Consider the following 23,735-nt stretch of genomic DNA (forward strand, 5'->3'; position numbering starts at 1 on the left):
TATCGCGGGGTAGCTGTAAGGCTTTTGTAAAACCCCCTTGCTGTGATGTGAGTTACTTGCTAGTGTGTGAAAATGATATACGATTTCAGACAAGGTTGATAGAGCTCAACGAGGAGACTCCATGACTGCTACCCCCTCCAACCGAGATTCCCTTCCCGTCACACCCGGCAAGATTATCGCCGTGCACGTAGCCTACGAATCGCGCGCAGCCCAGCGCGGGCGTCGTCCGTCTCAACCCTCCTACTTCTTCAAGCCCACCAGCTCCCTGGCCGGCTCCGGTGCCCCCGTTGAACGCCCGGAGGGTACCGAACTCCTTGCCTTTGAGGGAGAAATTGCCCTGGTCATTGGTACCCCCGCCCGTCACGTTCCTCCCGAAGAAGCCTGGAATCATGTAGCCTACGTGACCGCCGCTAACGACCTGGGGATTTACGATTACCGGCCCGCCGATAAGGGCTCCAACCTGCGCTCCAAGGGGCGTGACGGCTACACCCCTCTTGGCCCTCACCTGATTGATGCCCGCGCGGTTTCAGAAGACCAGCTTCGCATCCGCACCTGGGTTAACGGCGAACTCGTACAGCAGGACGACACTGCCCCAGCCAACATGATCTTCCCCCTCTCCCGGTTCGTCGCTGACCTCTCCCAGCACATGACCCTCGAAACCGGCGACGTCATCCTGACCGGCACCCCCGCAGGCTCCTCCGTCATCGTCCCCGGTGACGTCGTCGAAGTGGAAGTAGACGCCCCCACCGCCCCCGAAGCCCCCACCTCGGGCCGTCTCGTTACCCCCGTTATCGCAGGTCGAGGCGACTTCAACGAGACCATCGGCACTCTACCCGCCGTTGACGAAAAGCAGACCGAAGAGGCCTGGGGCTCCCGCGAAGCTGCCGGGCTCCCCCCGCTGGAAGAACAAGAAAACTTGCAGGCCGCGTCCGCTCTGCCCCCCGAACTCCGCCGCCTCCTGCAGGCCGTACCCACTGCCGGTCTATCGGCCCAGCTCCGCGCTCGCGGTCTCAACAACGTCGTTATTGAGGGCGTCTACCCCCAGACCCCCGGCACCAAAATTGTCGGCACCGCCAAAACCCTGCGCTTTGTGCCCAACCGCGAAGACCTCTTTAAGGCCCACGGCGGTGGCTACAACGCCCAAAAACGCTGCTTTGACGAGGTGGCCGAAGGAGAAATTATCGTCATTGAGGCCCGCGGGGAGTCCGGCTCCGGCACCCTGGGCGACATCCTGGCACTGAGGGCGAAAGGACGCGGGGCCGCCGGCGTCATCACCGACGGCGGGGTGCGCGACTACGCGGCTGTCAAAGAAATCGGCCTGCCCGTCTTTACCCAGGGCCCCCACCCGGCCGTCCTCGGGCGCAAGCATGTGCCCTGGGAAGTCGATGTCGCTGTGGCCTGTGGAAACGCCACCGTCCTGCCTGGCGATATCATCGTTGGCGATGATGACGGCGCCATCGTCATCCCCCCGGCCCTCGCCGCCGAAGTTGCCCAAGCCGCCTTCGAAAAAGAACAGGAGGACGCCTGGGTCGCCGAACAGGTCGCAGCCGGTCACCCTGTGGACGGGCTCTTCCCACCCACCGGCGCCTGGAAAGAAAAGTACAAAGACTGGCTGGCCCAGAACCCACCCGCTCAGCCCTAACCCGCTAGGAACCACCGTGAACATCGATCTCTACCCCGGGCAGCCCATGCAGGTGACCCTCAACTACGAGAAGGGTCTATCTAAAGCCGAGACTGCCTACACCTGGGTGCGCGAAAAAATCGTGAACGGCGATTTTGCCGCAGGCCACCGCCTGGTGCTGGCCTCTATCGGCCGGGAACTTGATATGTCGGTGGTTCCTGTGCGAGAGGCTATCCGCCAGCTTGAAGCAGAAGGCCTGGTCACCTTCGAACGGAACGTAGGTGCCAGGGTCGCCATGGTTGATAGCTCCGCCTACGTGGAGAGCATGCAAACCCTTGGCATTTTGGAAGGAGCAGCTACCGCCCTGTCCTTACCCCACCTCACCGCCGAAGATATCGCCGCTGCCCGCGACTACAACCACCAGCTTGCTACCCTCCTTGAAGATTTTGACCCCAAAACCTTCACCGACCTCAACCACCGCTTTCACCAGATTCTCACCCACCGCTGCCCCAACCAGCACCTTGTCGATCTTGTTGGCAGCGAGTGGGACCGCCTGGGTAACCTACGCGAATCAACCTTCTCTTTTGTGCCCGGCCGAGCTGCCGAATCGGTGGCAGAACACGAACGAATCATTGACCTCATCGACCGTGGCGAGTCAGCCCAGGCCATTGAACAGGCCGTGAGAGAACATCGCCAAGCGACCCTCACCAGCTACCTCAGCACCATCCCCGAGCCGGTATAACCAGCCCACCGGCGTCCGCCCCTCACACCACACAAAGGAGTTACCTGTGAGCACCACTGAAACCACCCCCTCACCCGCCAAGCCCGCCGGCCTCCCCGAGCGCATCCAGCACTACATCAACGGCCAGTTCGTCGACTCCATCGACGGCGAAACCTTCGACGTGCTCGACCCCGTCACCAACCAGCCCTACATCCAGGCTGCCTCAGGCAAGAAGGAAGACATTGAGGCTGCCGTCGCCGCCGCCCGCACCGCCTTCACCGAAGGCCCCTGGCCCCGCATGCTTCCCCGCGAACGCGCCCGCGTGCTCATGAAGATTGCCGACATCGTCGAATCCCGCGAGGACGCCCTTGCCCAGATGGAATCCTTCGACTCCGGCCTGCCCATCACCCAGGCCAAGGGCCAGGCCCGTCGCGCCGCCGAAAACTTCCGCTTCTTTGCCGACCTCATCGTCGCCCAGACCGACGACGCCTTCAAGGTCCCCGGTCGCCAGGTCAACTACGTCAACCGCAAGCCCATCGGCGTCGCCGGCCTCATCACCCCCTGGAACACCCCCTTCATGCTGGAATCCTGGAAGCTGGCCCCCGCCCTGGCAACCGGCAACACCGTCGTCCTCAAGCCTGCTGAGTTCACCCCCCTTTCCGCCTCCCTCTGGGCCGGCATCTTCGAAGAAGCAGGCCTACCCGCAGGCGTCTTCAACCTGGTCAACGGCTTCGGTGAAACCGCAGGCGACGCCCTGGTCAAGCACCCCGACGTCCCCCTCATCTCCTTCACCGGCGAATCCAAGACCGGCCAAATCATCTTCGCCAACGCAGCCCCCTACCTCAAGGGCCTCTCCATGGAACTGGGCGGCAAGTCCCCGGCCGTCGTCTTTGAAGACGCCGACCTCGAAACCGCCATCAACGCCACCATCTTCGGCGTCTTCTCCCTCAACGGCGAACGCTGCACCGCAGGCTCCCGTATTCTGGTCCAGCGCAGCATTTACGACGAATTCGTCGAACGCTATGCTGCCCAGGCCAAGCGCGTCAAGGTCGGCCTGCCCTCAGACCCCGCCACCGAAGTCGGCGCCCTGGTCCACCCCGAACACTACGACAAGGTCATGTCCTACGTAGAAATCGGTAAGACCGAAGCCCGCCTCGTCGCCGGAGGCGAACGCCCCGCCGACTTCCCCGAAGGCAACTTCGTCCTCCCCACCGTCTTCGCCGACGTCGCCCCCGACGCCCGAATCTTCCAGGAAGAAATCTTCGGCCCCGTCGTCGCTATCACCCCCTTCGACACCGACGAAGAAGCCCTAGAACTCGCCAACAACACCAAGTACGGCCTCGCCGCCTACATCTGGACCTCCAACCTGCAACGCGCCCACAACTTCTCCCAGGCCGTCGAAGCAGGCATGGTCTGGCTCAACTCCAACAACGTCCGCGACCTCCGAACCCCCTTCGGTGGCGTCAAAGCCTCCGGTCTCGGCCACGAAGGCGGCTACCGCTCCATCGACTTCTACACCGACCAGCAAGCCGTCCACATCAACCTCGGCGAAGTCCACAACCCCGTCTTTGGCAAGGCCGACTAAAACCCCACCACACACCCGCGGACGCTGGGTAGGCACCGTAGCCTCCCGGCGACCGCCCCACCCAAGAAAGCAAAACCATGTCACCTACCTTTGTTGACTACCCCGTCATCGTGCCCGACCAGAACGCACCCGACATCGTCCGCTGCGCCTCCATGGAACTGGTTGTCACCGACCTCGAACGCTCCCGCAATTTCTACGTCGACGTGCTCGGCCTCGTCGTCACCGAAGAAGACGAGAACACCATCTACCTGCGCTCCCTCGAAGAGTTCATCCACCACAACCTGATCCTGCGCAAGGGAGACGTTCCGGCTGTGGCGGCCTTCTCCTACCGCGTCCGCACCCCCGAAGACCTCGATAAGGCAGAAAAGTTCTACACCGCCCGCGGCTGCGAGGTGCGCCGCAAGAAGGACGGCTTCGTCAAGGGCCTCGGCGACTCCGTGCGCGTGCTCGACCCCCTCGGCTTCCCCTACGAATTCTTCTACGAGGTGGAGCACGTCGAACGCCTGGCCTGGCGCTACGAACTCCACACCCCCGGCGCCCTCGTCCGTCTCGACCACTTCAACCAGGTCACCCCCGACGTCCCCAAAGCCATCGAATACATGGAAGACCTGGGCTTCCGCGTCACCGAAGACATCCAGGACGAAGCCGGCACTTCCTACGCCGCCTGGATGCGCCGCAAGCCCACCGTCCACGACACCGCCATGACCGGCGGCGACGGCCCCCGCATGCACCACGTCGCCTTTGCCACCCACGAAAAGCACAACATCATCGCCATCTGCGACAAGCTCGGCGCCCTGCGTCTCTCCGACCACATCGAACGCGGCCCCGGCCGCCACGGCGTCTCCAACGCCTACTACCTCTACCTACGCGACCCCGACGGCCACCGCGTCGAAATCTACACCCAGGACTACTACACCGGCGACCCCGACAACCCCCGCGTCACCTGGGATGTCCACGACAACCAGCGCCGCGACTGGTGGGGCACCCCCGTCGTCCCCTCCTGGTACACTGACGCCTCCCGCGTGCTCGACCTCGACGGCAACCTCGTGCCCCTGGTTGAACGCACCGACGACTCCGAAATGGAACAGACCATCGGCGCCGACGGCTTCTCCTACACCCGCGCCGGCGAAGAAGACATGCCCGACTGGAAGAAGGGCGAATACAAGCTGGGGCACCAGCTGTAGGGGTTTTCTATGCTCACCAAAGAACAGCTCACCAAAATTGCCGATGACCTGGCCGAGGCCGAGGCCAATCGCACCATGATTCCGCGCCTGACCGCCACCTACCCCGACATGACCGTTGAGGACTCCTACGCGGTGCAGAACATGTGGCGGGCCCGGGGTGAGGCCGCTGGCCGCCGCCTTATCGGCCGCAAAATCGGGCTGACCTCCAAAGTCATGCAAGAGGCCACCGGCATTACCGAGCCCGACTACGGGGCGATCTTCGCCGACCAGGTTTACGAAAACGGCTCGGTCATTGAGCACTCCCAGTACTCCAACGTGCGTATTGAGGTTGAGCTGGCTTTCGTGCTCAAGGACGACCTGACCGGCCCCAACGTCACCATTTTCGACGTGCTGCGGGCCACCGAATATGTGGTTCCAGCCCTAGAGATTCTGAGCTCCCGCATTGAGATGGAGGGCCGCACCATCGTCGACACCATCAGCGATAACGCTGCCCTGGGTGCCATGGTCTATGGGGGCAACCCGGTTGACCCGGCCTCTATTGACCTGCGCTGGGTTTCAGCCCTGCTCTACCGCAACGAGCAGATTGAAGATACCGGGGTAGCCGCCGCCGTCCTGAACCACCCGGCCAACGGTGTTGCCTGGCTGGCCAACAAGCTGGCTGCCCACGGGGATTCCCTCACAGCCGGTGAGATTATTCTGGCCGGTTCTTTCACCAAGCCCATGTGGGTGCACCCGGGTGATACCGTCCACGCCGACTACGGGGACTTAGGGGCAGTAACATGTCGCTTCGTCTAGATAAGCCCTTCGGCCAGCACCTGCACACCCTCGGACGCCCCGCAGTGGGCATGTGGGTCTGCTCAGGTTCACCGGTGGCCGCTGAAATCTGCGCCGGTTCCGGCCTGGACTGGCTACTCATTGACGGGGAGCACGGGGTTGCCAGCCTTGAGACGGTGCAGCAGCTCCTGCAGGTGACGGCCGCCTACCCGGTTCAGACCATGGTGCGCCTGCCCTCCCTGGACGTTGTCGCTGTTAAGCAGTTCTTGGACGCCGGTGCCCAGAACCTGCTCATTCCCATGGTCGATACCGCCCAGATGGCCCAGGACGCGGTCGCTGCTACCCGTTATCCTCCGGCGGGGGTGCGAGGGGTGGGCTCTGCCCTATCCCGTTCAGCCCGTTGGGGCGGGGTGCCTGGCTACCTGACCGAGGCTGAGAAGTACATTTCGCTTTTTGTGCAGATTGAGTCTGCGGCGGCCGTGGCTAATGCTGAGGAGATTTGCGCGGTGGACGGCCTGGCTGGGGTTTTTGTTGGCCCCTCAGATTTGGCGGCCTCTATGGGGTTGTTGGGCCAGCAGAATCATCCGCAGGTGGTGGATGCTGTGAAGCGGGTGATTGAGGTAGCTAGCGCCGCCGGGGTGAAGGTGGGCGTGAATGCCTTTGACCCGGCGCAGGCTGAGGACTACCTGGCTGCCGGTGCTGATTTTATTCTGGTGGCCGCCGACGTGCAGCTCCTGGCCCTGGAGTCTAAGAAGCTGGCCGCCCGCTTCATTCAGGACGCCACCCCCGGCTCCGCCGATGTGGGCTACTAGGGCCGCGCCTCAGCGTCCTGCCCCTGATGCCACCTCCCAGGCACACGAAATGCGGGGTTTCCTTCGAGATGCGGTAGGAAGAACCGCAGTTCGAAAGAAACCCCGCATTTTATAGAGCTGATAGGGTTCCACATTTCACAAGTAGCTAGCAACTACTTGGTTTGATGTTCACCCTGAACACGCCTTCTTACTATTCACGATCGAAAGCGGCATTGCCCATGACGAGGCTACCCCACCCGTTGTAGCTTGAAGTGTTAATCTTGCGGGTAGCTGTGGCAACAACGTGCACCGAAGACTTCCCACGGACGTTAACGTTCACAGGGACGTTGTTGCCATGGTTAACGGTACGTTTAAAAACTTCACGTCCATCAACCATAATTTTGACATCAAAGATAGCGTTTTCGTCGACATCTAACCCCAGGCCACAAGTGAAGACACCTGCATTCTTAGGCACCTTAAAAGAGGCCGTCCTGGTGTTACCAACACTCATATGCAGGTAAGGTGAGTCACGATAGGTGTACCCGCCGCTGGTAACAATAGTCCTAAAGGAAGTGGAGCTACCGTCAACATCTCTATAGGTAATCTTCCACGGCCACAAAACGTTATGATTCTCGCTGTAACGGTAGAGGAAAGCGGCCATAGCGTCACGCTTAACGGGTTCTAACGGACGGTAGGTACCATCGTCATAACCGGTAGAGATACCGGTGTCTCTCATCCAGCAAATCTCTTTATAGAACTGGGAGTTTGCTGGAACATCTCGGAAAGGTGAGCGCTTGTAGGGGGTGTATCGGGGGCTACCGGCCAGGCGGTAGAGGAAGGCTGCCATGGCGTCACGGTTAATGGACCACAGAGGGCGGAAAGTACCGTCAGGCCAGCCAGTAGTGATACCGGTCTGACGGAGCCAACACATTTCTTTATAGAACTGATCACCGGGACGGACATCACGGAAGGGGGAACGCGTCGGTGGCGTGTAGGCAGGGCTGCCGGAAAGTCGGTAGAGGAAGGCTGCCATGGCATCGCGGGCTACGTTCTCATAAGGTCGGTAGTAGTGTCTATACCTGCGGGCGGGATCAGTCCAGCCTGTTGAAATTCGATTGGAATACATCCAATCAATCTCTCGACGGAAGGGGTGAGTGCTGGGAACGTCTTCGAAGTAGGAAGAAGCATGGGCTGCAGGGGCATTAACTAATGCGTTTGCGGTTGCCAGGGTGCCACCGGCTAAGCCGATGGTCAGTAAATGACGACGATTCAGTTGTGTCATGGGAACCTCCACGAAATGGTGTGAGTAATAAAGGCAGGGGCGCCAGACGGTACCGTGTGCCTGGTTACATTCTATCGAGGTGGAGGCCTTAAGCTGAGTAAATACTGGGGGATAAATATGGATTTACCTTGCTTATGCTGGTTACTAGCCCTTTGATGCTGGGTGATGGAGCGCTTTTACCTTTATCCATGCCCCTTCTTTTTATGCCACCTCCCAGACGCACGAAATGCGGGGTTTCCTTCGAGATGCAGCAGAAAGAACCGCAGTTAGAAGGAAACCCCGCATTTCGCGTTCCAGACGCTTACCTACCCCGAAACACCGGCGTCCGCTTCTCTGTGAAAGCGGCGAAGCCTTCGGCATAGTCCGCAGAGGAGCACAGCTCCCCCTGGGCCTTGTTCTCAGCTTCAACAGACTCCCAGAGGCCCACCCGGGCGTCTCGCACCTGGGCCACCAACTGCTTCGAAGCAACAAAAGCCCCGGTCGCCCCGGCGGCCACCTTGGCCACCTTCTCGCGGGTAAAGTCTAGGAGCTCCTCAGCAGGAACAGCCCGGCTAAAGAGCCCAGCAGCCACCGCCTCAGCCCCAGAAATCAGATCAGCCGTATAAATCAGGTCCAGGGCCCGGTGGGCACCCAGCCGCTCCACAAAGAGGGCGTGCCCACCAGAATCCAGGGTGGCGCCCAGGTTGGCAAAGGGGGAGCCAATCTTGGCGTTCTCAGCCACATAGACCACGTCCGTCGCAATAGCCAGACCCAGCCCAACACCCAGGCAGGGACCCTGCACCGCCGCAAAGGTCGGGGCAGGGAAGGCGCTCATCTTCTTCAGCAGCGGGGTTACCTGACCGGCCAGGTAGGCGTAGGCGTCGTCCTCGGCAGGTACCAGACCGGCGATATCGCGCCCGGCGCAGAAACCGCGCCCCTCCCCGCGCAGAAGCAGGGCGCGGACGCCCGCCGCAGCTGCCTCGTCGTAGGCGGCAGAGAGCTCGGCCAGGGCGGCCTCGTTGACGGCGTTCATTTTTTCGGGGGCGTTCAGCACCACCTCGGCGACAGCGCCCTCAATGGTCAGATCAATCAAGGTTCTTCCCCTCCTAGGCGTCGAAGTCCACGGTTACGGCGTCGGAGCAGGGGCGGGTCTGGCAGGTGAGAATGTAGCCGGCATCGACCTCGTCCTTTTCCAGGGCGTAGTTTTCCTCCATTTTGACGCCACCCGAAACCACTTTGGCGCGGCAGGTTCCGCAGACGCCACCGGCGCAGGCGAAGGGCACGTCGGCGCGTACGCGCAGGGCGGCGTTGAGGATGGTTTCGTTGGCAGAGATAGGGGATTCAACGGAGGAGGAGGTGCCGTCCAGGTTGAAGGAAATAGTGTAGTTGGCACCAGACGGGTCAGCTTCCACGGCCCGGCCCTGCTGGCCTGCGGGGGTTTCGGGCTTGCCGGTGGTGAAGAGTTCGAAGCGGACGTCGTCCTCGCGCACACCGCGCTCGGCGAGGGTGTCGCGGCAGAGCTGCACCAGTTCAAAGGGGCCGCAGAGGAACCACTCGTCGGCCTTGTCCACCTGAATGACGTGGTCCAAGATGGCGTTGAGCTTCTCGTCGTCGATGCGGCCGCTCATGAGCGGGTTGATGCGCTGTTCGCGGGAGAGCACGTGGTGCACGGCGAAGCGGGTGGGGTAGCGGTCCTTGAGGTCGCCGATTTCTTCGGCGAACATGACGTCCATGGCCGACTTGTTGGCGTAGACCAGGTCAAAGGTGCTGGTGGGGCTGGCCTTGAGCACGGTGCGGGCGATGGCGATGATGGGGGTGATACCCGAACCGGCGGCGAAGGCGACCATGTGCTCGCGACCTGCTGCTGCGGCGTCCTCAGCAATTTTTTCGGGGTTATTCAGACTGGTGATGGTGCTCTTGGAGACGAAGGCACCCTGGGGGTTCATGACGTCGATCTGGTAGCCGGGTTTGAGGGTGTCGTTGGCCCAGTTGGAGAAGAGGCCACCGAAGTCGCGCTTGATGGCGACGCGGATTTCGCCGGGGGTGGGTTCGGCGCAGATGGAGTAGGAACGGCGGACTTCCTGCCCGTCAATCTGGGCGCGCAGGGCGACGTACTGGCCCGGCAGGTAGTCGTAGTCGGCAGCGAGCTCGTCGGGCACGGCGAAGGTGACTTCGACTGAGTCTTTGGTGAGTTTGCGGACGCCCGCCACGGTCAGCGTGTTAAAGGTGGCGCGGCGGCGGGTGCTGGTGTCGGTCATGGCGTCTTCCTCGGGTCTAGTGAATCTTGAAGTAGTCGAAGGGCTCGGAGCAGGCCTGGCACTGGTAGAGGGCCTTGCAGGAGGTGGAGCCGAAGCGGGTGAGTTCGCGGGTGGCCAGGGAGTGGCAGCGGGGGCACTTGACGGCCAGACCCAGGCTCACGGGGCCCGCGGCAGCTGTGCCGGTGGGCGGGGCGATGCCGTACTCGGCAAGGCGAGCCTTGCCGGCCTCGCTCATCCAGTCGGTGCTCCAGGCGGGGGAGAGCACCGTTTCGACGCGCGGGGCCGGGTAGCCGTGGTCGGTGAAGACCCGGCGGACGTTGGTGGTAATGGCGTCCATGGCCGGGCAGCCGGAGTAGGTGGGGGTAATAACTACAACCGGCTGGTCGCCCTCGTAGCGGGTGGCCCGAAGAATCCCAAGGTCAGCAATGGAAAGAACGGGAATTTCGGGGTCGGCGACTCGGGCGGCAAGTTCCCACAGGGCGGCGTCCGACCCCTCGGGGGCAGGTACGGAGCTCTCGGTTTCTAGGGCGGGGGCGGTGTAGCCGGAGTCGGTGTCGAAGCCGAAGCTGAAATCGACTCCGGCGCTGGCCTGCTCGCTGGTCAGGGCGCTGCTGTCTGAGCAATGGCGGGGCGGACGCTCGCTGCGGGTGTTCACGGGTGCACCTCCTTGTGCTGGGCCGGCTGGGAACTACCAGGTGGCGCCGGGGTGGGCGCGAGCGAGGACCTGAAGTTCGGTGAGGATATGGCCGCGGGCTTCGGAGAACTGGCCGGAGCGGTCGCCGCCGCGGGCCTGGGGCACGTCGGGTACCTTCAGCTGGGCTTCTTCGATGATGGCGTGCAGGCGCTTTTCGAAGTTCTCGCGCAGGGTGGAGGGCAGGACGGCCACTCCGGGGAGGGCTGCGGCGTCCTCGAAGTCGTAGAAGAGTTCGTCGATGTAGGGCCACATGTAGTAGAGGCCCTCTTGCATGCGGCGGTTAGATTCTTCGGTGCCGATGCCCAGTCGCAGAGCCCAGGCGGTGGCGTGGTCCTGGTGGTAGGCGACCTCTTTGAGGGCCTTGGCTGCGATGGCGGCCAGGGTGGGGTCTTCAGACTTCACCAGGGCTGAGTAGAGCTCGTACTGGTAGTAGCTGAAGATGAGCTGGCGGGCGATGGTCTGCCCAAAATCACCGTTTTCTTGTTCTGCCAGACGGGCTGAGCGGAACTCTTCTTCGTCGCGGAAGTAGGCCAGATCGTCCTCGGTCTTACCCCAGGCGGTACCCGCGTAGGTGAGGAAGAAGCGGGCGTGGCCGATCAGGTCGAGGGCGATGTTGCCCAGGGCGATGTCTTCTTCGAGTTCGGGGGCCCGGGAAATCCAGTGGGCCAGGCGCTGGCCCAGCATGAGGGCATCGTCGCCCAGGGCCAGGGCGTAGCGGGCTACCTCTTCGCTGGCCTGCACACCGGAAGCTGCGATATCTTCGGCGACGATGGATTCGCCCTCGCTGTGGCGGGTCGCTGATTCGAAGGATGCGTAACTCATAGGTGCTTTACCCCTTCGCTCTTGGTGTAGTAGGTGGCGTGGCGGTAGCTCTTGCCCTGGGATGATTCAAAGAAGCCGCCCTTGGAGTCGGGGTCGGATGCCAGGATAGCTTCGGCGGGTACAACCCAGACGCTGGTGCCCTCGTTGCGGCGGGTGTAGAGGTCGCGGGCGTTGCGCAGGGCCATGGTGGCGTCGGGGGCGTGCAGGGAGCCTGCGTGTACGTGGGAGAGGCCGCGGGAGGACCGGACGAAGACCTCCCAGAGGGGCCATTCGTTGGATTCGGGTAGGTGGGCGATGTTCTCGGTCATGGTTAGGCTCCTAGCAGTTCGGAGTGCTGTTCTGCGGTTTTGCGGGCGTATTCGGCGGCGGCTTCGCGCACCCAGGCGCCTTCTTCGTGGGCGGCACGGCGGCGCTGCATGCGCTGGACGTTGCAGGGGCCGTTACCAGAGATGACGGAGTTGAACTCGTCCCAGTCCAGGGGCCCGTAGTCGTAGTGGCCGCGTTCTTCGTTCCATTTGAGGTCGGGGTCGGGCAGGGTGAGGCCGAGGGCTTCTGCCTGGGGGACTAGCATGTCGATGAAGCGCTGGCGCAGCTCATCGTTGGAGAAGCGCTTGATGTTCCAGGCCATGGACTGCTGGGAGTTGGGGGAGTCGGCGTCCGGCGGGCCAAACATCTGTAGGGCGGGGCCGTAGAAGCGGTTGACGGCGTCCTGGGCCATTTTCTTCTGGGCAGGGGTGCCGTGGGAGAGTTCGTAGAGGATTTCCCAGCCCTGGCGCTGGTGGAAGGATTCTTCCTTGCAGATACGAACCATGGCGCGGCCGTAGGGGCCGTAGGAGGCGCGGCAGAGGGGCACCTGGTTGCAGATAGCGGCCCCGTCGACCAGCCAGCCGATAGCGCCCATATCTGCCCAGGTGCGGGCGGGGTAGTTAAAGATAGAGGAATACTTAGCGCGGCCTTCGAGCAACTGCTCGTTGAGGATGTGGCGGGGGGTGCCGAGGGTTTCGGCGGCGGAGTAGAGGTAGAGGCCGTGGCCGGCTTCGTCCTGTACCTTAGCCATGAGAATGGCCTTGCGCTTGAGGGAGGGGGCGCGGGTAATCCAGTTGGCTTCGGGCTGCATACCGATGATTTCGGAGTGGGCGTGCTGGGAGACCTGGCGGGTGAGGGTCTTGCGGTACTTTTCGGGCATCCAGTCGCGGGGTTCGACGCGGGAGTCGTCGGCGATGAGCTTGTCGAAGTAGGCCTGCTCGGCTTCTTCGTTGAGGACGTTTTTGCCCGCCTGGGCGGGGGCGTCGGCGACGGGGGAGAGGTCGGGGTTCTTCGTCGTTGAAGTCATGTCTGGCTCCTTGCGGGTGCGGGCTGCTCGGGGCGAGGCAGCCCCATCTGCACTAATTACTGACCGTTCGTTCAGAATATAGTCTTGGGCACATCACGGTCAAGCGTAATCTTGGGATTGGCCTCTATGCACCCGTCTATTTTTTCTGTATCGTGTGAGCTGATGCACAGAAATCTGTGCGCCCTCACGGAAGGAGGCTTCGATGACGAAGCAGTTAACCCACTACGTCGGCGGCGCCCATCGCCCCGGAACCTCAGGTCGTTTCGCCGATGTCTACAACCCCAGCACCGGCCAGGTGCAGGCCCAGGTGCCCCTGGCGTCCGCTGATGAGGTGCGCGATGTTATCGCCAACGCCGCAGAAGCCCAGGCCAAGTGGGCTGCTACCAACCCCCAGAAGCGCGCCCGTATTCTGCACCGCTTCGTGGACCTGGTCAACCAGAATGCCGACGAACTGGCCGAGATGCTTTCGCTCGAACATGGCAAGACCGTAGCCGACGCCCACGGCGATATCCAGCGCGGCCTTGACGTCGTCGAATTTGCCACCGCCGCCCCCCACCTACTCAAGGGCGAATACTCCGACTCCGTAGGCACCGGCATCGACGTGTACTCCATGCGTCAGCCCCTGGGTGTGGTCGCTGGTATCACCCCCTTTAACTTCCCGGCCATGATTCCCCTTTGGAAGTGCGGCCCTGCGATCGCAGCTGGTAACGCCTTCGTCCTCAAGCCCTCAGAGCGTGACCCCTCCGTGCCCCTGCGCCTGGCTGAGCTCTGGACCGAGGCCGGCCTGCCCGACGGCATCTTCAACGTGGTCAACGGCGATAAGGAGGCCGTTGACACCCTGCTCGATGACCCCCGTATTAAGGCTGTTGGCTTCGTGGGCTCCACCCCCATCGCCCAGAGCATCTACGAGCACGCAGCCCGCACCGGCAAGCGCGCCCAGTGCTTCGGCGGTGCCAAGAACCACCTGATCATCATGCCCGACGCCGACCTCGACCAGGCAGCCGATGCCCTGATCGGTGCAGCCTTCGGCTCTGCCGGTGAACGCTGCATGGCTATCTCGGTGGCCGTTCCCGTCGGCCAGGCAACCGCCGACGCCCTGGTCGAAAAACTGGTCGAGCGCACTAAGACCCTCAAGGTCGGTCACGCCCTTGACCCCGAGGCTGACTTCGGCCCCGTGGTAGCCGCCAGCGCCCTGGAACGCATCGAGGGCTACATCGCCGCCGGTGAGAAGGAGGGCGCTAAGCTCCTGGTGGACGGCCGCGGAGTCAAGGTCGAAGGCCACGAGGGCGGCTACTACGTCGGTGCTACCCTCTTCGATAAGGTCACCACCGATATGTCTATCTATCGCGAAGAAATCTTCGGTCCTGTGCTGTCGGTAGTGCGCGTTGATGACTTCGAAGAAGCCCTGGCCCTGCCCACTAACCACGAGTTCGGCAACGGCGTAGCTATCTACACCCGCGACGGCGATACCGCCCGCGAATTCGCCCGCCGCGTCGATGTGGGTATGGTAGGTGTGAATGTGCCGATCCCCGTGCCGATCGCCTACTACACCTTCGGCGGCTGGAAGGCCTCCGGCTTCGGCGACCTCAACCAGCACGGGCCCGACGCCTTCCGCTTCTATACCAAGACCAAGACGGTAACATCCCGCTGGCCCTCCGGTATTAAAGAGGGCGCCAGCTTCGTCATGCCCACCGGCAACTAAAGGAGGCCCACCGTGACCGATACGCCCGGCACCCAGCCGACCGAGAGCGTCCTGACCGAAAAACGCGGCAGCCTGGGGGTTATCACCCTTAACCGCCCGCGCGCGGTCAACGCCCTCAACGCCGAGATGATGGAGCTGATGAATGCAGCCCTGGACGACTTCGAACAGGACGCCGGCATCACCGCCGTGCTGCTGCGCGGCGCCGGTGAACGGGGTCTTTGTGCGGGTGGTGACGTGGTGGCCCTCTACAAGGCCACCGGCGAAAACCCGGATCAGGGCGTGGACTTCTTCCGAGTGGAATACACCCTCGACCTGCGCATCGCCCGCTACCCCAAGCCCTTCATCTCCCTCATGGACGGCCTGGTGCTGGGTGGCGGCGTGGGCGTCTCAGCCCATAGCTCCCACCGCATCGTCACCGAACGCACCCGCACCGGTATGCCCGAAACCGTCATCGGCTTCTGCCCCGACGTGGGGGGCCTCAACATCCTGGCCCGCGCCCCGCAGAACCTGGGCACCCTCATGGCCGTCACCGGCCTGCATGTGACCGGGGCGGACGCGCTCGTCGTTGGCATGGCTGATTATTTCGTGCCGTCTGAGAAGCTCGATGACCTGGTCGCTGCCCTTGAGAATGTTGAGGGGGCGGACGCCGTCACCCGCGTCATTGAGGGCTTTGCGGCTGATGCACCTGCCTCCCAGCTCGTGGAGAACGCCCACTGGGTTGAGGGTGCTTTTGCCGCTGATACCGTTGAGGAAATCCTTGAGAAGGTCCAGGCGGTGGCTGATTCGGGGGCAGGCGGCGCCGAGTTCGCCGGTACGGTTCTGGCGGCTCTGCAGAAGAACGGGCCGACCGGTATGAAGGTGGCTCTGGAAGCTGTGCGCCGGGCCGGTGAGCAGAGCCTGGCTGAGACCCTGAATCAGGACTTTGTGACCTCCTGTAACGCCCTGGCTCATCACGATATGCGGGAGGGTATCCGGGCCCAGGTGGTGGATAAGGATCGCAACCCGCAGTGGTCCCCTGCCAGCCTGGCTGAGGTCTCGCGCGAGGACGTCCTGGCCTTCTTCACCCCCACGGAGGCGGGGGAACTGGGCCTAGCCTAAAGATGCAGTCACCCCACCACGAATGTGACTCATATTCCCGAAAGGGTGTTGTTTTAACGCCCGCTTGGGAATATGAGTCACATTCGTTGTAGAGAAAGATAGCTCGCCTAGCCTTTGAGGTCTGGGAAGTCCGCGTCGGCGAACTCGTGGCCGTAGCCCTCGGTAGTGGTGCGAGCGGCCAGGGCCGCGGCGGTCTTCTCGCCGTGGCGGCCGTGGAACTCGTTCTCACGGGCCCGCAGTTCCACGCGGCGAATCTTGCCCGAAATGGTCTTGGGTAGCTCGTAGAACTCGATGCGGCGCACCCGCTTATAGGCGGCCAGGTGGTCGCGGGCGTACTTGAGAATATCCTTCGCGGTCTCAGCCGTTGGCTCGTGCCCAGCGGCCAGCACAATGTAGGCCTTGGGCACAGCCAGGCGGATCTCGTCGGGTGAGGGAACCACCGCAGCCTCAGCCACAGCCGGGTGCTCAATGACCACGGACTCCAGCTCAAAGGGGGAGAGCTTGTAGTCGGAGGCCTTGAAGACGTCGTCGGCACGGCCTACATAGGTGAGCACCCCGTTCTCGTCCCGCTCGGCAATATCGCCGGTGTGGTAGAAGCCCCCGCGCATGGTGTCCTCGGTTTTTTCGGGGTCCCCCTTGTACTGGGTCATGAGGCCCAGTGGGCGGGCATCGCCCAGGCGGATGCAAATCTCACCCTCGGTTTCAGAAATCTCATCGGTAGCCGGGTCAATCAGCACAATGTCGTAGCCGGGCAGGGGCTTGCCCATAGCACCAATCTTGATGGGCTGGCCGGGTGTATTGGCAATCTGCACGGTGGACTCGGTCTGCCCAAAGCCGTCTCGAATATCCACACCCCAGGCGGTTTTCACCTTGGAAATTACTTCGGGGTTCAGCGGTTCACCTGCAGCAACGACCTTGGTGGGCGGGGTTGCCAGCTGGCTCAGGTCAGCCTGAATGAGCATGCGCCAGACGGTGGGCGGGGCGCAGAAGCTGGTGACCCCGAACTTCTCCATGTTCTGCATGAGGGCGGCAGCGTCGAAACGGGAGTAGTTGTAGATAAAGACGGTTGCCTCAGCAATCCAGGGGGTGAAAATGTTGGACCAGGCGTGCTTGGCCCAGCCGGGTGAAGCCACATTCAGGTGCACGTCACCGGGGCCCATACCAATCCAGTACATGGTCGAAAGGTGGCCCACCGGGTAGGAGGTGTGGGTGTGCTCCACCATCTTGGCCCGTGAGGTGGTGCCCGAGGTGAAGTACCAGAGCAGGGGCTCGTCGCCCCGGGTGGGGGCATCCGGGGTGAAATCGGTGGGAGCGGACGCCGCATCCAGGTAGTTCAGGTGGGGGTGCTTGGTCAGGGCCCCCTCGGTCTTACCGTCTGTTTCGATCACGGTGAAGTTGCCCTCAACTCGCTCGAATTTGGGCACGTTCTTGCTGTTGGTAATGACCCATTCGACCGTGCCACGGCTGATGCGTTCGTCGAGGTCAACCGGCTCAAGCATCTCGGTGGAGGGCATGAGAATAACGCCCAGCTTAATGCCGGCGAGCATAAGCTCCCAGAGCTCTACCTGGTTGCCCAGCATGAGAATCACACGGTCGCCGCGTTTCACGCCTACCGACCGTAGCCAGTTAGCCACCTGCGATGACCGCTGAGACATTTCTGCATAGCTCACGCTCACGCTGGAACCGTCCTGCTCCGCGATAATCAGGGCGGGGGCGTCCTTGCGTTCCTCGCTAGCAGCTACCTGATCAAACCAGTCGAGGGCGAAGTTGAAATGCTCAAACCGGGGCCAGGTGAACTGTTCGCGCGCGGCGGCATAGTCCTCGCGCAGGGCAACAAGCTGATCGCGAATGGTGCGGAACTCTTCGGTAACGCTCATGAGTAACCTCTTTCGGCAATAAACCACACAAAAATAGTGGCATGGGTCACGATTGGGTGCTGTGAGTCACTATAGGGGAGGGGTGGCGCCCCTGCCAAGACCCTGTGGAAAAATCAACGACAGTGAGCCTGTCTGCGCGTAACGAACCAATTAATTCCCCCAAAAGCTACCCGGCGGCCCCCAAGGTGGAGTACATTCAGAGCTAAATATGGCTTGACTCACACAAGAAGCGCGGGTGAACCCCGCCCGTGAGTTGCACACGACGACGTTGCACAGGAGAGCTACCCTATGAACACCCACATCCGCGGAATGGTCAAAAACCCACCCGAAAAGCCCCTGCCCTTCCCCGACATCGACCCCTTCGGCGTCCTCAACCTGCTACCCGACCACGAAAAAGAGTGGTTCTTGCGCATCCGCACCTACCTGCAAGAAGAAGTACGCCCCCAAATCGTTGACTACTGGAACACCGAAGAATTCCCCCTGCATCTGCTTGAAGGCATGGCTGAAGTGGGCCTGGCCCGCCTTGAAACCAGCGGCACCTCCTGGCTCTTCCGCGGCCTGGTCTACGCAGAAGTAACCCGGGTAGATGTCTCGCTCTCAGCCCTGGTCGGTATTCACAACGAGCTGGTGCTCGGTATGATCAACATTCTCGGCTCCAACGAGCAGAAAGCCGAGATGCTCTCGAAACTCGAAAGCTTTGAACTCACCGGTGCCTTTGCCCTGACCGAGCCCGACCACGGCTCCGATATCGCTGGCGGCCTCGAAACCAGTGCCACCTTTGACGGCGAAAACTGGGTCATCAACGGCGAAAAACGCTGGATTGGCATGGGTACCATCGCCGACTTCGCCCTGGTCTGGGCCCGTGATACCGCCGACCAGCAGATTAAGGCCTTCATCGTACCCACCGACGCCCCCGGCTATGAGGCCGAGAAGATTCGCAACAAGATTGGCCTGCGCGTCATGCAGAACGCCCACATCACCCTCACCGACGTGAAGGTGCCCGCTAGTGCCCACCTGCCCGGTGCCGTCAACTTCGACGCCGCCAACGAGATGCTGCGCAACTCCCGCGCCTGGGTGGGCTGGCAGGGCTACGGTATTCAGCTGGGTATCTTCGATATCGCCCGCGACTACGCCATCACCCGCCAGCAGTTCGGCAAGCCCCTGGCTAAGTTCCAGCTCATCCAGAAGAACATCGCAGAAATTATGAGCAACACCCAGGCGGCCCTGGGGCTCATGATGAACTGCGCCCGCATGCAAGAAAACGGAACCCTCGACATGGTTCACGCCGCCATGGCCAAGGCCACCACCACCAAGCTGGCCCGGCAGAGCGCCTGGCTGGGCCGGGAAATCCAGGGCGGCAACGGCATGACCACCGACTACGAGATGGCCAAGTTCTTTGGGGACGCCGAAATCCTCTACACCTACGAGGGCACCTACGAAATCAACTCCCTTATCGTGGGCCGGGCCCTGACCGGCTACTCAGCCTTCGTCTAAACCCCTCACCTCCCACCTGAAAGAGAGCACCATGGATCTCACCAACACCACCGCCCTGGTCACGGGCGCAGCCTCGGGTATCGGAGCAGCAACCGCCCGCGCTCTGGTTGCCCGCGGCGTGCACGTCTACGGCCTCGACCTTCCCGCCGGTATCGAGAAGGCCGGGGAGGTTGATGGCGTTACCTTCCTGCCCGGCGACGTCACCGACTACGCTGCCGTTGAAGCTGCCTTCGAGCAGGTGGGGCAGGACGAGCGCCCCCTGCGTACCGTAGTCAACTGCGCCGGTATCGCCCCGGGGGCCCGCGTCCTCTCCAAAAGGGGGCCGCACGACCCTGCCCTCTTCGCTAAAACCGTCAGCATTAACCTCAATGGCACGTTCAATGTGCTCACAGCCGGGGCAGCCCTGATGGCCACCCAGGAGCCGGTGAAAGGCACAGCCGGGCGGGGCGTCATTATCAACACCGCCTCTATCGCCGCCTATGAGGGGCAGATTGGTCAGATAGCCTACGCGGCCTCTAAGGGTGGGGTCGTTGCTCTCACTCTGCCTGCCGCTCGTGACCTGGCCAGCTCGGGAATCCGCGTGAACACCATTGCCCCGGGCATTGTTGATACCCCGCTCATGGCCGGTATCACCGAAGAGTTCCGTGAAGAGCTGGCTAAAAACGTGCCTTTTCCGCAGCGCCTTGCAGCTCCTGCCGAATACGCCGACCTAGCGGTCTTCATCGCCGAGCACGACTACATCAACGGCGAAACTATCCGCATGGACGGCGCCCTGCGCATGGCCCCCCGCTAGGCCTCACCCCGGAACCGACGAAACAGAATAGCCCACCTTATAAGGGAGAAGAAGATGACCACCACACCCACTATCGCTTTTATCGGCCTGGGGCACATGGGCGGCTACATGGCAGCCAACCTGGTTTCTGCAGGCTACACCGTGCACGGCTTCGACCTGGTGCCCGCAGCGCTCGATGCCGCCCGTGCCCGCGGAATCCAGGTCGCTGCCAGCGGTGAAGAAGCCGCAGCTCAGGCCGATATCGTCATCACCATGCTGCCCGCTGGCCAGCACGTTCTGGGAGCCTACGGCGGACGCGAGGGGCAGGGAGGTCTGCTGGCTGCAGCTAAGCCCGGCACCCTCTTCGTGGACTGCTCCACCATCGAGGTGGAGCACGCCCGCCAGGCAGCCGACTTAGCTGTGCAGGCCGGTATGCGGGCCGTCGATGCCCCGGTCTCCGGCGGTATGGTGGGGGCCGAGCAGGGCACCCTCACCTTCATGGTGGGTGGCACTGAGGCGGACGTAGAGCAGGTACGCCCCCTGCTTGAGGTGATGGGCAAGAAGGTGGTGCACTGCGGTACCAATAGCACCGGCCAGGCCGCCAAAATCTGCAACAACATGCTGCTGGGCATCACCATGGTGGGCGCTTCAGAAGCCTTTGTATTGGGTGAGCGTCTGGGGTTGGACGCCCAGGTGCTCTATGACGTTATCTCAACTTCGTCCGGCTACTGCTGGGCGGTCAACGTCAACTGCCCGGTACCCGGCCCCGTGCCCGGGTCGCCCGCCAACCGGGACTACGAACCGGGCTTTGCCACCGCCCTGATGAGCAAAGACATGGGGCTAGCTGTCGCCGCCCTCGACACCGCAGGGGTCAACGGTGAACTCGGCAAGCACGCCGCAGATATCTATACTCACCTGGTAGAAGAAGGGCGCGGCACCAAGGACTTCTCAGACGTCATCAACGCTATTCGTGAGGCCGACGGCTCGCCCGTCTCAGGCATCTAGCCCGCCCACAGCAAGGAGGAACACCGTGACCACTTACGAGAATATTCTGGTTGAAACCCGCGGACGGGTTGGGCTGATTACTCTCAACCGCCCCAAGGCTCTGAACGCCCTCAACGATGCCACCATGCGCGAGGTTGTTGCCGCCGCAACCGACTTCGACCGCTCACCCGAGGTGGGGGCCATCGTCCTCACCGGTAGCGAAAAAGCGTTTGCCGCCGGGGCAGACATTAAGGAAATGTCGTCCCAGACCTACGCCAGCATGTACGCAGCCGACTGGTTTGCCCACTGGGATAACCTCACCCGCCTGCGCACCCCCATCGTGGCTGCCGTGAACGGCTATGCCCTGGGTGGTGGCTGCGAGTTGGCCATGATGGCTGACATGCTAGTGGCTGGGCCTTCCACCAAGTTTGGCCAGCCCGAAATTAACCTGGGGGTCATTCCCGGTATGGGTGGCTCCCAGCGCCTGACCCGCGCTGTCGGCAAGGCCAAGGCCATGGACCTCTGCCTGACCGGGCGCTTTATGGGAGCGGACGAGGCTGAACGGGCGGGGCTGGTCTCCCGCCTGGTGGAGCAGGACGCTGACGTCCTTCCCACTGCCCTAGAGATGGCAGAAACTATCGCCTCTAAGTCAAAGTTCGTGGCCCAGGTCTGCAAGGAGGCCGTTAATGCCGCTTTTGAGACCACCCTGGCCCAGGGTATCCAGTTTGAGCGCCGCACCTTCCACGCTCTTTTTGCAACCGAGGATCAGAAAGAGGGCATGGCTGCTTTCGTGGAGAAGCGGGAGGCAGATTTTAAGCACCGCTAAGTGTTGCGTGTCTCACCAAAATGTGACACAGTTGGGGTGAGTGAATAACTGACCAAACGGTCACTAAATACTTTGGAGGCAGAGTGAGCGCAACCCACCCCATGCTTGAACGCGATCACGCCAGCGACTGGATGGGCATCCGCGTGCTCACCGCCCGGCTGGGCCACGCCGTCATTGAAATGGATATCAAGCATGAGATGGTCAATGGCTTCGGCATCATCCACGGTGGTATGACCTTCGCCTTTGCAGACACCGCCTTCGCCCTCGCCTGCAACCACAGTGACCCTGAGCTCTACGCCCAGAGCATCACTGTGGGGGCAGGCGTTGACGTTAACTACATCGCCTCAGCCTACGAAGGGCAAACCCTCCGGGCTGAAGCGAACCTCACAGCACAGTATGGGCGCAACAGCATCGTTGATGTGACCGTCACCTGCGGAGATAAACTCATCGCCGAGTTCCGCGGTCGTGGCCGCTCCATCAAGCCCCCAACAGCCACGGAAGGACAGCAGGCATGAGCACCTACAAGGCCCCCTCTTGCAGCGTAGAAAACCCCTACACCCCGGCCCCCCGAGCCACTGACCCCGGCGCTCCCGACCCCGAGGAGCTGATGAGTCGCGACCAGATTGAGGCCCTCCAGTTCGAGCGCCTGCGCTGGACCCTGCACTACGCCTACGAAAACGTGCCCGCCTACAAGGAACTCTACGATGAGCACGGCGTGCACCCCGGTGACTTCAAGGAGCTCGACGACCTCAAGCTCTTTCCCTACACCGACAAAGAATTCCTGCGTAAGGCCTACCCCTTCAAGGCCTTTGCCGTACCCATGAGCGACGTCCGCCGCATCCACGCGTCCTCCGGTACCACCGGCCAGCCCACCGTCGTGGGCTATACCGAAAACGATATCGCCACCTGGAGCGCCCTGGTTGCCCGCTGCTTCCGCTTCTCAGGTATCAAGCCCGGCTACAAGGTGCATAACGCCTACGGCTACGGCCTCTTCACCGGCGGCTTGGGCGCCCACTACGGTGCTGAACGCCTGGGCGCGGCTGTCATTCCCATGTCTGGCGGCCAGACCGAAAAACAGGTGCAGCTCATCCGTGACTTTGAGCCCGACGCGATTCTCTCCACCCCCACCTACCTGCTAACCATCGCCGACGCCTTCCGCAAGCTGGGCATCGACCCCAAAGAAACCTCCCTCAAAACAGCTGTGCTAGGGGCCGAGCCCTGGACCGAAGAAATGCGCCGCGAAATCGAGCTCACCTTCGGCACCCTCAAGGCCTGCGATATCTACGGTCTGTCTGAGGTTATGGGCCCCGGTGTGGCCGGTGAATCCTTTGAATCCCAGGACGGCTCCCACATCTGGGAAGACCACTTCCGTCCCGAAATTATCGACCCCTTCGACGATACCGTGCTCGATCTGGGCCGCCCCGGCGAACTGGTCTTTACCTCCCTGACCAAGGAAGCCCTGCCCATCATCCGCTACCGCACCCACGACCTGACCCGCCTGCTGCCCGGTACCGCCCGCCCCGGCCACCGCCGTCTGGGCCGTATTACCGGCCGAAGCGACGATATGATTATCCTGCGTGGCGTCAACCTCTTCCCCTCCCAGGTTGAAGAGCTGGCCCTGCAGCAGCCCGAGCTGTCGCCCCACTTCGCCCTGGAACTGACCCGCCCCGGCCGCATGGACGAAATGACCGTGCGCATCGAACGCCGCGAAGAGTTCACCCTAGAAGCCGCCGAAGAAGCCGGTAAGCGCCTGCTACACGACATCAAGACCAAGATCGGCTCCACCTGCCGTATCGAGGTACTGGACCCGGACGTCCTGCCCCGCTCCGTCGGCAAGATTCGCCGTATCTACGACTACCGCAACAAGCCCAAGGGCAACGAATAAACCTACTCGCCTGCGGGCAGGTTTGTTAGCATGTAGGGAGCTCCCGTGCGGGG

The 23,735-nt window shown here is 62.3% G+C and carries 22 protein-coding genes; 14 read left to right on the top strand and 8 right to left on the bottom strand.

Annotated elements, in window-relative coordinates:
- Positions 1-121: 121 nt before the first annotated feature.
- The 6 genes from L6963_RS09340 (at position 122) to L6963_RS09365 (ending at position 6,697) form a co-directional block, all read left to right on the top strand.
- Positions 122-1,642 (top strand): fumarylacetoacetate hydrolase family protein, encoded by a 1,521-nt coding sequence (locus L6963_RS09340; RefSeq protein WP_237207439.1) that lies wholly within the window; start codon positions 122-124, stop codon positions 1,640-1,642.
- Positions 1,643-1,688: 46 nt separating this feature from the next.
- Positions 1,689-2,363, top strand: coding sequence for a GntR family transcriptional regulator (locus tag L6963_RS09345; RefSeq protein WP_237207495.1), 675 nt, complete (start codon positions 1,689-1,691; stop codon positions 2,361-2,363).
- Positions 2,364-2,409: 46 nt separating this feature from the next.
- Positions 2,410-3,927, top strand: a complete 1,518-nt coding sequence (hpaE, locus tag L6963_RS09350) for a 5-carboxymethyl-2-hydroxymuconate semialdehyde dehydrogenase (RefSeq protein WP_237207440.1) — start codon at positions 2,410-2,412, stop codon at positions 3,925-3,927.
- Between the two features lie 77 nt (positions 3,928-4,004).
- Positions 4,005-5,111 (top strand): 3,4-dihydroxyphenylacetate 2,3-dioxygenase, encoded by a 1,107-nt coding sequence (hpaD, locus tag L6963_RS09355; protein ID WP_237207441.1) that lies wholly within the window; start codon positions 4,005-4,007, stop codon positions 5,109-5,111.
- 9 nt (positions 5,112-5,120) lie between these two features.
- Positions 5,121-5,906: a 2-oxo-hept-4-ene-1,7-dioate hydratase gene (gene hpaH, locus L6963_RS09360; protein ID WP_237186708.1), complete on the top strand. Its 786-nt coding sequence runs from the start codon at positions 5,121-5,123 to the stop codon at positions 5,904-5,906.
- Complete coding sequence (locus L6963_RS09365; RefSeq protein WP_237207442.1) at positions 5,891-6,697, top strand: HpcH/HpaI aldolase family protein; 807 nt, start codon at positions 5,891-5,893, stop codon at positions 6,695-6,697. Before hpaH ends, L6963_RS09365 begins: the two co-directional genes overlap by 16 nt.
- A 190-nt stretch (positions 6,698-6,887) precedes the next feature.
- Here the strand turns inward: L6963_RS09365 and L6963_RS09370 are convergent, their stop codons facing one another.
- The 7 genes from L6963_RS09370 to paaA form a co-directional block, all read right to left on the bottom strand.
- Positions 6,888-7,958: an S-layer homology domain-containing protein gene (locus tag L6963_RS09370; protein WP_237207443.1), complete on the bottom strand. Its 1,071-nt coding sequence runs from the start codon at positions 7,956-7,958 to the stop codon at positions 6,888-6,890.
- Between the two features lie 301 nt (positions 7,959-8,259).
- Complete coding sequence (locus L6963_RS09375; RefSeq protein ID WP_237207444.1) at positions 8,260-9,030, bottom strand: enoyl-CoA hydratase/isomerase family protein; 771 nt, start codon at positions 9,028-9,030, stop codon at positions 8,260-8,262.
- A gap of 13 nt (positions 9,031-9,043) precedes the next feature.
- Positions 9,044-10,195 carry a 1,2-phenylacetyl-CoA epoxidase subunit PaaE gene (gene paaE, locus L6963_RS09380; RefSeq protein ID WP_237207445.1) on the bottom strand — a complete coding sequence of 384 codons (1,152 nt, stop codon included), beginning with the start codon at positions 10,193-10,195 and terminating at the stop codon, positions 9,044-9,046.
- A gap of 16 nt (positions 10,196-10,211) precedes the next feature.
- Positions 10,212-10,673 carry a 1,2-phenylacetyl-CoA epoxidase subunit PaaD gene (gene paaD, locus L6963_RS09385; protein ID WP_237241435.1) on the bottom strand — a complete coding sequence of 154 codons (462 nt, stop codon included), beginning with the start codon at positions 10,671-10,673 and terminating at the stop codon, positions 10,212-10,214.
- 210 nt (positions 10,674-10,883) lie between these two features.
- Entirely contained in the window at positions 10,884-11,711 is an 828-nt protein-coding gene (gene paaC, locus L6963_RS09390; protein ID WP_237207446.1) for a 1,2-phenylacetyl-CoA epoxidase subunit PaaC, read from the bottom strand.
- Entirely contained in the window at positions 11,708-12,019 is a 312-nt protein-coding gene (paaB, locus tag L6963_RS09395; protein ID WP_135013116.1) for a 1,2-phenylacetyl-CoA epoxidase subunit PaaB, read from the bottom strand. Before paaB ends, paaC begins: the two co-directional genes overlap by 4 nt.
- 2 nt (positions 12,020-12,021) lie before the next feature.
- A complete protein-coding gene (paaA, locus tag L6963_RS09400; protein ID WP_237207447.1) occupies positions 12,022-13,044 on the bottom strand; it encodes a 1,2-phenylacetyl-CoA epoxidase subunit PaaA in 1,023 nt (340 codons plus the stop codon).
- A gap of 202 nt (positions 13,045-13,246) precedes the next feature.
- Between paaA and L6963_RS09405 the strand changes: the two genes are divergently transcribed.
- Together L6963_RS09405 and L6963_RS09410 are read left to right on the top strand one after the other, a co-directional pair.
- Positions 13,247-14,746, top strand: a complete 1,500-nt coding sequence (locus L6963_RS09405; protein ID WP_237207448.1) for a CoA-acylating methylmalonate-semialdehyde dehydrogenase — start codon at positions 13,247-13,249, stop codon at positions 14,744-14,746.
- Positions 14,747-14,758: 12 nt separating this feature from the next.
- Positions 14,759-15,844: an enoyl-CoA hydratase/isomerase family protein gene (locus tag L6963_RS09410; RefSeq protein WP_237207449.1), complete on the top strand. Its 1,086-nt coding sequence runs from the start codon at positions 14,759-14,761 to the stop codon at positions 15,842-15,844.
- A 107-nt stretch (positions 15,845-15,951) separates the two neighbouring features.
- On the opposite strand, the gene L6963_RS09415 is transcribed toward L6963_RS09410, so the two are convergent.
- Positions 15,952-17,721 (bottom strand): AMP-binding protein, encoded by a 1,770-nt coding sequence (locus L6963_RS09415; protein WP_237207450.1) that lies wholly within the window; start codon positions 17,719-17,721, stop codon positions 15,952-15,954.
- A 288-nt stretch (positions 17,722-18,009) separates the two neighbouring features.
- Between L6963_RS09415 and L6963_RS09420 the strand changes: the two genes are divergently transcribed.
- The 6 genes from L6963_RS09420 to L6963_RS09445 all read left to right on the top strand — a co-directional run bounded on the left by L6963_RS09420 (position 18,010) and on the right by L6963_RS09445 (position 23,682).
- On the top strand, positions 18,010-19,215 hold the full coding sequence (locus tag L6963_RS09420) for an acyl-CoA dehydrogenase family protein (protein ID WP_237198308.1): 1,206 nt from the start codon (positions 18,010-18,012) through the stop codon (positions 19,213-19,215).
- 31 nt (positions 19,216-19,246) lie between these two features.
- On the top strand, positions 19,247-20,008 hold the full coding sequence (locus L6963_RS09425; RefSeq protein WP_237207451.1) for an SDR family oxidoreductase: 762 nt from the start codon (positions 19,247-19,249) through the stop codon (positions 20,006-20,008).
- A gap of 54 nt (positions 20,009-20,062) precedes the next feature.
- On the top strand, positions 20,063-20,992 hold the full coding sequence (gene mmsB, locus L6963_RS09430) for a 3-hydroxyisobutyrate dehydrogenase (RefSeq protein ID WP_237207452.1): 930 nt from the start codon (positions 20,063-20,065) through the stop codon (positions 20,990-20,992).
- 25 nt (positions 20,993-21,017) lie between these two features.
- Positions 21,018-21,797: an enoyl-CoA hydratase gene (locus L6963_RS09435; RefSeq protein ID WP_237205187.1), complete on the top strand. Its 780-nt coding sequence runs from the start codon at positions 21,018-21,020 to the stop codon at positions 21,795-21,797.
- 83 nt (positions 21,798-21,880) lie between these two features.
- Positions 21,881-22,312 carry a PaaI family thioesterase gene (locus tag L6963_RS09440; protein ID WP_237207453.1) on the top strand — a complete coding sequence of 144 codons (432 nt, stop codon included), beginning with the start codon at positions 21,881-21,883 and terminating at the stop codon, positions 22,310-22,312.
- Positions 22,309-23,682 (top strand): phenylacetate--CoA ligase family protein, encoded by a 1,374-nt coding sequence (locus tag L6963_RS09445; protein WP_237207454.1) that lies wholly within the window; start codon positions 22,309-22,311, stop codon positions 23,680-23,682. The genes L6963_RS09440 and L6963_RS09445 overlap by 4 nt, the downstream gene beginning before the upstream one ends.
- Positions 23,683-23,735 lie beyond the last annotated feature (53 nt).

Source organism: Rothia nasimurium (genome assembly GCF_928392795.1).
Classification (GTDB): Bacteria; Actinomycetota; Actinomycetes; order Actinomycetales; family Micrococcaceae; genus Rothia; species Rothia nasimurium_F.